General features: G+C 75.1%; 6 protein-coding genes and 1 pseudogene. 4 read left to right on the forward strand and 3 right to left on the reverse strand.

The features are described 5' to 3' along the window. Positions 1 to 6: 6 nt before the first annotated feature. Positions 7 to 1,095 (forward strand): annotated as a pseudogene (gene lnt, locus ACFXA3_RS29955) (apolipoprotein N-acyltransferase); the annotation flags it as partial. Between the two features lie 51 nt (positions 1,096 to 1,146). Next, positions 1,147 to 1,647, forward strand: a complete 501-nt coding sequence (locus tag ACFXA3_RS29960) for an NUDIX domain-containing protein (protein ID WP_385191711.1) — start codon at positions 1,147 to 1,149, stop codon at positions 1,645 to 1,647. Positions 1,648 to 1,662: 15 nt separating this feature from the next. On the opposite strand, the gene ACFXA3_RS29965 is transcribed toward ACFXA3_RS29960, so the two are convergent. Continuing rightward, positions 1,663 to 2,433 carry a trypsin-like serine peptidase gene (locus ACFXA3_RS29965; protein ID WP_385191713.1) on the reverse strand — a complete coding sequence of 257 codons (771 nt, stop codon included), beginning with the start codon at positions 2,431 to 2,433 and terminating at the stop codon, positions 1,663 to 1,665. A 166-nt stretch (positions 2,434 to 2,599) separates the two neighbouring features. Between ACFXA3_RS29965 and ACFXA3_RS29970 the strand changes: the two genes are divergently transcribed. Further along, positions 2,600 to 3,418: an alpha/beta hydrolase gene (locus ACFXA3_RS29970; RefSeq protein WP_385191714.1), complete on the forward strand. Its 819-nt coding sequence runs from the start codon at positions 2,600 to 2,602 to the stop codon at positions 3,416 to 3,418. Positions 3,419 to 3,428: 10 nt separating this feature from the next. Here the strand turns inward: ACFXA3_RS29970 and ACFXA3_RS29975 are convergent, their stop codons facing one another. Next, the gene (locus tag ACFXA3_RS29975; RefSeq protein WP_385191716.1) at positions 3,429 to 4,892 is read right to left on the reverse strand and encodes a hypothetical protein; all 1,464 of its coding nucleotides are present in this window, start codon (positions 4,890 to 4,892) and stop codon (positions 3,429 to 3,431) included. Between the two features lie 160 nt (positions 4,893 to 5,052). On the opposite strand from ACFXA3_RS29975, the gene ACFXA3_RS29980 reads away from it, so the two are divergent. Beyond that, the gene (locus ACFXA3_RS29980) at positions 5,053 to 6,342 is read left to right on the forward strand and encodes an ATP-binding protein (RefSeq protein ID WP_385191717.1); all 1,290 of its coding nucleotides are present in this window, start codon (positions 5,053 to 5,055) and stop codon (positions 6,340 to 6,342) included. A gap of 113 nt (positions 6,343 to 6,455) precedes the next feature. Here the strand turns inward: ACFXA3_RS29980 and ACFXA3_RS29985 are convergent. Further along, positions 6,456 to 7,111 (reverse strand): hypothetical protein (locus ACFXA3_RS29985; RefSeq protein ID WP_385191718.1); only part of this gene is annotated, 656 nt, incomplete at its 5' end.

The following is a 7,111-nucleotide window of genomic DNA, read 5'->3' on the forward strand; positions in this document are numbered from 1 at the left end:
CTATAGCTGCCGCCCCCCCCCCGCGGCCCCACCCCGCTGCTCTCCTTCGCGGTCGCCCTCTGCGGATTCGGGCTGTACGAGGCCCTGCGCACGGCCCGCAGCCGGCCCCGCCGGACCGCCGCGGCCCTCGCCGCGCTCACCGTCGTGGTCCCGGTCGGCGCGGCGTTCGCCTCCCGCCCGCTGGTGTCCGACGCCCCCGAGAACGGCACCGCCGTGGCCGCCGTCGTCCAGGGCAACGTGCCGCGCGCCGGATTCGACTTCAACGCCCAGCGGCGCGCGGTCCTCGACAACCACGCCAACCGCACCCTCCAGCTCGCCGCCGACGTCAAGGCGGGACGGGTCCCGCGGCCCGACTTCGTGGTCTGGCCGGAGAACTCCTCCGACATCGACCCGTACACCGAGCCCGATGCGTACGCCGTCATCGACAACGCGGTCAAGACCATCGGCGTCCCGGTCGCGATCGGCACGGTGCTGGCGCCGGAGACCGGCCCGCTGCGCAACACGATGATCCTGTGGGACCCGGTCAAGGGGCCCGTCGACACGTACGACAAGCGCAAGATCCAGCCCTTCGGCGAGCGCATCCCGATGCGGTCCTTCGTCCGGCTCTTCAGCGCGGACGTGGACCGCGTGCAGCGCGACTTCGGCCCCGGCAAGGAGCCGGGGGTCTTCGCCATGGCGGGCAGCCGGGTCGGCATGGTCACCTGCTTCGAGGCGGCCTTCGACGACGCCGTGCGCTCCACGGTCCGGGCGGGCGCGCAGGTGATCGCCGTGCCGAGCAACAACGCGACGTTCGGCCGCTCGCAGATGACCTACCAGCAGCTCGCGATGGACCGGGTGCGTGCGGTCGAGCACAGCCGGACCGTGCTCGTCCCCGTCACCAGCGGTGTCAGCGCCGTGATCCGCCCCGACGGGCACATCGTCCAGGAGACGGAGATGTTCACGGCGGACGCACTGGTCGACGAGATCCCGCTGCGCTCCGCGCAGACCCCGGCCACCCGGCTGGGCCCGCTGCCCGAGTACGCGCTGCTCCTGGTGGCCGCGGGCGGCCTCGGCTGGACCCTCGCCCGCCGGATCCGGTCCCGCCGGACGCCCTGACGCGGGCCGCCCGGCGCGGGGCCCGGGCGCGCGGTTCCGTAGGGTCGGGGGATGACCACACCCGAGTTCATCCGCCAGATCCGCGCCTCCGCCGGGAACCAGCTGCTCCTGCTGCCCGGGGTCACGGCCATCGTCTTCGACGACCACGGGCGCGTCCTGCTCGGCCGGCGCTCCGACACCGGCCGCTGGTCCGTGGTCGGCGGGATCGCCGAGCCGGGGGAGCAGCCCGCCGTCACGGCGGTGCGCGAGGTGTACGAGGAGACGGCGGTGCACTGCGTGCCGGAGCGGGTGGTGCTGGTGCAGATGCTCGAACCGATCACTTACCCGAACGGGGACGTCTGCCAGTTCCAGGACATCACCTTCCGCTGCCGGGCCACCGGGGGCGAGGCCCGGGCCAACGACAGCGAGTCGCTGGAGGTGGCCTGGTTCGAGGTGGACGCCCTGCCCCCGCTGGAGCCCTTCGCGGTGGACCGCATCCACCGTGCCCAAGACAACGACCCGACCTGGTTCGCGCCCGTGCCGGGGCTCCCGCAGGAGCAGCCCGGCGGCTGACGTGCGGGGCGGGGGTCAGCCGGCGGAGACCGCGGCCTCGCGGTAGAGCTCCAGGGCCTGGTCGCCCATCACCGCGCTGTACGAGACCTCCGGGACGGCGCCGCCGGCCTCGTAGCCGCCGAGGACGCCGGTCAGGGCGCCGTCCGCGATCCAGGGGCTGCCGCTGGTGCCGCCGCTGAGGTCCGGGCAGTCGATGCGGCGCTGGGTCTGCGAGAACAGGCTCGTGGCATTCGCGCAGCGCAGCGGGGCCTCGTCCGAGCTGGGGTAGCCGAGGACCGTCACCGTGACGTCGTCCGGCTGCTCGGTGGCCACGGGGAAGCCGCCGACCACGTCCTCGACGCGCCGTCCGCCGCCGTCCGCCGGGACGACCGTCGCGAAGGCGATGTCCTGGTCCGGGTCCCGGCCGTCGGTCCAGCTCGGGGCGAGGTACGTGCCGGTCAGCTTCCACGTGCCGTACGGGGCCTTGCCGTCGCGGTAGCCCGGCGCGAACACCGTGGCGTCCGGGTTGTCCAGGCAGTGCGCGGCGGTGACGATCACATCGCGGTCGTCGCTGTGCACCACGGCCGCCGTGCAGAAGTGGCCGCCGTCGAGGGTGTCCGCGAACAGGGCGCCCACGCGGTTCGCCGCGGCGTCGGACCCGGCCTCGACGGTCACCCCGAGCGGCGGCACGGCCGCGGCGTCGGGCAGGTCCACGCTGACCAGGGCGGCCATCGCAGCCAGCGCGAGCAGGATCCGGGACGCCGCACGCCGGGTGCGGGCTCGGTCGGCCGGTCGTCGGGGATGCATGCGCGGGATCATGCCCTGAGCCTCCCCGCTGAAGCTATGTCCGGAGCCAGATATTCCATATGAATGCGCTGTGAATCCGGGCGCCGCAGGTGGGCGGCGCGTGGCGGGGGCGCGCGCCGCGGGCGAGACTGGCAGAGGCGCCAGGGGGGCCAGGAGGTGTCCCGCCATGACCGCACAGCGCCGCACGCCCGTGGTGTTCATCCACGGCCTCTGGCTGCATTCCACCAGCTGGGAGGGCTGGGCCGACGCCTTCGACGAAGCCGGGTACGAGCCCGTCCTGCCGGAGTGGCCCGGGGTCCCCGACACCGTCGCCGAGGCCCGCCGCCGGCCGGACGACCAGGCCGGGGTCGGGCTCGTCGAGATCTCCGACGCGCACGCCAAGGTGATCCGCGAGCTGCCGGTCCGGCCCGTCCTCGTCGGGCACTCGGTCGGCGGGTTCATCGCCCAGCACCTGCTCGGCCAGGGCCTCGCCGATGCCGCGGTGGCCATCTGCCCCGGGCAGATCAAGGGCGTCAAGGCGATCGCCCCGGCCCAGGCCCGGTCGACGTTCGCGGTCCTGCGCGACCCCGGGAACACCCGCCGGTCCGTATCGCTGAACCGCGAGCAGTTCCGCTACGGCTTCGCCAACGCCGTGTCCGAGGAGGAGTCCGAGGAACTGTACGAGGAGTGGACGATCCCGAGCACCGCCCGCCCGCTGTTCCAGCTGGCCCTCGGCAACTTCACCCCGCACTCCCCGGCCGAGGTCGACACCGGGAACGAGAGCCGCGGCCCGCTGCTCCTGCTGTCCGGCCGGCTCGACCACACCGTCCCGGACCTGCTGACCCGCTCGACCTACCAGCAGTACCAGCACTCGCACGCGACCACCGAGTACCAGTGCTTCGAGGACCGCGGCCACTCCCTGACCGTCGACCACGGCTGGCCCGACCTGGCCCGCGCCTCGCTGTCCTGGCTGGATTCCCACGCCGCCGGGGCCCGCGCCGCCTGACGTCCCCGCCCTACCGGTGCTCGTACACCGTCACGCGGCGGCCCCGGACCTGCCGGTCCTCCACCACCCGGAACCGCTCCTCCAGCACGGCCGCCTTCGCCGCGTCCCGGGCGGCGCCCGACGGCTTCGCCACCTTCTGCGAGTCGGTGACCAGCAGCACCCGCCGCTGCCCGAGCAGGGCCGCCCGGATCCGCGCCGGGTCCGCCTCCTCGCCCTTGAGGGTGGCCGAGGCCACCGGGCCGCGCTCCAGGGCCACGTCCACCAGCCCCGCGAAGGCGTCCGGCGAGACCAGCGCCGTGTCCCGCCGGGCGGCCGGTACGAACAGCACCGCGTCCCCGGGCCGCCCCAGCCGGGCCACCTCCCCGGCCACCGACAGCACGTCGTCGACCCGGCTGGCCGGAGCCCGCTTGCCCAGCTCCACCGGCAGCAGCGCCACCACCGCGACACCCACCACGCCCGGCACGAGCAGGCCCGCCGCCCGCGGGAACCGGGGCCGGACGGCCCGTACGGCGGCGCCCAGCCCCGCACCGATCAGCAGGGCCAGCCCCAGCATGCTGAACAGCACGTACCGGTCCAGGAACAGCGGCTGGACCAGGGAGATCCCGATCAGGCCGAGCTGCGGCACCGCCAGCAGCGGCAGTCCCACCGCCGTCGCCGACAGCCGGCCCGCACGCGGCCGGTCCGCGAGGGCGCAGACGCCGCCGACGGCCAGCAGGATCGCCGGACCGATCATCATGTGCCAGGTCAGCGGAGGTATCCACGACACCTGGTCGGACTGGCTCCGGCTGAACAGCACCAGCGGCAACGCCCCCGCCGCGGCGCACGCCGCGTACGCCGTCCAGCGCAGCCACACCCCGCGCCCGGCCCGCACCCACCACAGTGTTGCCGCGTGCGCGGGCAGGATCAGCAGCGACAGCCAGTTCAGCAGCGCGCACACCAGCACGGCGAGCGCGTACCCCGTCCACCGCGGCCGGGCCAGCCGGCCGGCCAGCGGGCCCGACAGCAGCGACACCAGCAGCAGCGTCGACAGCGCGGCGCCGGCCGCGACCAGCGCGTACGGCCGGCCCTCCTGGAGGTAGAACTGCACGGCCGGCAGCAGCCCGAGCGCCAGCCCGCCGCCCAGCCCCGCCCAGAAGCCGGCCAGCCGCCGCCCGGTCACGGCCACGCAGGCCGCGGCCGCCGCCACCGCGAGCACCGACGGAAGCCGCAACGTCGTCGTGCCCGGCCCGAAGAGCTCGAAGAGCCCGTGCATCAGCAGGTAGTACAGCCCGTGCACGGCGTCGACGTTGCCGAGCATGTCCCAGATCTCGCCCGTCGACCGCCGCGCCACCTGCCAGGTCGCCGCCTCGTCCCGCCACACGCTGTCCTGCCGGGAGAGCCCCCACAGCCCGAGGGCCACGGTCCACAGGACCGGCGCCTGCCACACGATGTGCCGGCTCCGGCCGGTCGGTGTCCGGGACGTGTCGGAAGTCATGAAGGCGCGCGGATCCTCGATCGGCTGTTCGGGTGACGGGCATCAGTCTATGGACGCGGCGGCGGCTTTCGGACCGGCTGTTGTGCGCCGCGGAGCATGATCGCCCGGCCCGCCCGCCCCTAGCCTCGCCACAGGCAGCACGAACGAGGGGCGGTACCCGGTGAACTGGCTCATCCACGACTACCGCGAGAGCGATCTCGCCTCGGTGGTCCACCTGATCGACACCACGGCCGAACTCGGCCAGGAGTCCGTCTTCTCGCTCGCCGAGTGCATCAGCGCCCTCACCGACCGGCAGCCCTGCGTGGTCGCCGTCCACCAGGGCGTCCCGATCGGCGCGGCCCTCGCCTGCGTCACCGGCGAGCGGGCCTGGGTGATGCGGATCGCCATCGCCGCGGGCTGGCGCGGCCGGGGCCTGGCCAGCGCCCTCCTCGTCGAGCTGGAGCGGCGGCTGATCGCCGCCCGCGTCGGGCGGATCGCGTACGTCCTGCCCGAGGAGGACCTGCTCGGCGAGGGCCTCCTCAACGCCGGGTACACGCGCCAGCCCGCCGTCGCCTACTTCGAGAAGACGGAGCCGCTGCACGGACCGGCGGCCGGACTGCTCGACGACCTCGGCGGCCGCTTCCTCCCCAACGACCTGTGGACGAAGGTCGCCGGCATGGAGCACGAGAAGGACCTCATGGAACGGCGCGTCGTGCTGCCGCTCGCCGAGCCCGAGCGGGCCGCCGCGCACGGCGTGCGGCCGCCGCGCGCCATCACCCTCTTCGGGCCGCCCGGCACCGGCAAGACCACCTTCGCCCGCGCCATCGCCTCCCGCCTCGGCTGGCCCTTCGTGGAACTGCTGCCCTCCCGCCTCGCCGACGAGGGCAACCTGGCCGCCGCGCTGCGCGACGCCTTCGCCCGGATCGCCGAGCTGGAGCGGGTCCTCGTCTTCATCGACGAGGTCGAGGAGATCGCTCCCGTGCGCACCGAGCCCGCGCAGCCCGGCGGGATCCACGGGGTCACGAACGAGCTGCTCAAGCTGATCCCCGGGTTCCGGGAGGGTGACGAGCGGCTGCTGGTGTGCGCCACCAACTCCATCCGCTCCCTGGACCCGGCCTTCCTGCGGCCCGGACGCTTCGACTACCTGATCCCCATCGGAACCCCGGACGCCGGGGCGCGCGCCGCGATCTGGTCCCGCCACACGGCGGGCCGGCCGGACGTGGACGTGGCGGCGCTGGTGGCGGCGAGCGAGCTGTTCACCCCGGCCGACATCGAGCACGCCGCGCGGATCGCGGCGCAGGTGTCCTTCGAGCGGGACCTGGAGGCGGTGGGCGCGCGCGGTGCGGCGGCGGCCCAGCTGGGCGCCTCCACCGGGGACTACCTGGCGGCGGTCGCGCAGTGCCGGCCGACGGTGACCCCTGCGATGACGGGCGAGTTCGAGGCGGACATCACCGCCCACGCCCGTTTCTGAACGGCCTGCCACGGACGGGCCGGCAGGAAGGGGCCCGCGGCCGCTCCCCGGAGCGGCTGCGGGCCTCCGGCGCGGGCGGCCGGCGGGCCCGGCACGATCCCGGAAGACGCGCCCTAGCCGGCGCAGTGGTACGTGAACCGCGTCGCGGCGGTGCGCTGTCCGGGCGAGACCAGCTGGAGCTTCGCCTCGGCCGCGTACGTGCCCCGGCCCTGGAAGGTCCACAGCAGGTGCAGCCGGGCCTCCTTGCCCCCGCCCGGCACCCGTTCGGTGAGCTGCTCAGACCGGGTGCCGTCGGAGCGGATCCACCGGTACGTCAGGGTCCCGGCCCGCCCGTTGGTCCGTACGACGGCCACCACGTCGGCCGTGGAATCACAGCCCGGACCCTGCGCGCCGGCGGTGGCGACGGTCACGTCGCGGACCTCCAGGGCCGGGCCGTACCGCTGCCAGGCCAGGTACGCGAGCACCGCGAGCAGCACGACCACGGCCAGGGTGTAGCGGCGCCACTCGCCGCGCGGGCGGCGCACCACCGGTTCGGCGACCACGGGGAAAGGGGCCGGCAGGGCGGCCGTCACCCCGGGCCCGAACCGCAGGACCGGCCCCTCGACCCGGTCGGGGGCGACGTCCTGCGGCTGCGGCTGCGTCGGCGGTTCGGTCGGGGAGTCCGGCTGCGGCAGGGGCCGGGTCGCGGGGTGGGGCCGGGGCGCCCGCCGGGGGCGGGGCCGGGGGGCGGGCTCCCGCGGGGGGGGCCCGCGGAACCACGGGGTGCCCC

It is taken from the genome of Streptomyces sp. NPDC059456, from assembly GCF_042750055.1.
Classification (GTDB): domain Bacteria; phylum Actinomycetota; class Actinomycetes; order Streptomycetales; family Streptomycetaceae; genus Streptomyces.

Bases quoted from the DNA above. Each gene is read 5' to 3' on its own strand.
- ACFXA3_RS29960 (WP_385191711.1), top strand. From the start codon at position 1,147: ATGACCACACCCGAGTTCATCCGCCAGATCCGCGCCTCCGCCGGGAAC.
- ACFXA3_RS29975 (WP_385191716.1), bottom strand. From the start codon at position 4,892: ATGACTTCCGACACGTCCCGGACACCGACCGGCCGGAGCCGGCACATC.
- ACFXA3_RS29965 (WP_385191713.1), bottom strand. From the start codon at position 2,433: ATGCATCCCCGACGACCGGCCGACCGAGCCCGCACCCGGCGTGCGGCG.
- ACFXA3_RS29970 (WP_385191714.1), top strand. From the start codon at position 2,600: ATGACCGCACAGCGCCGCACGCCCGTGGTGTTCATCCACGGCCTCTGG.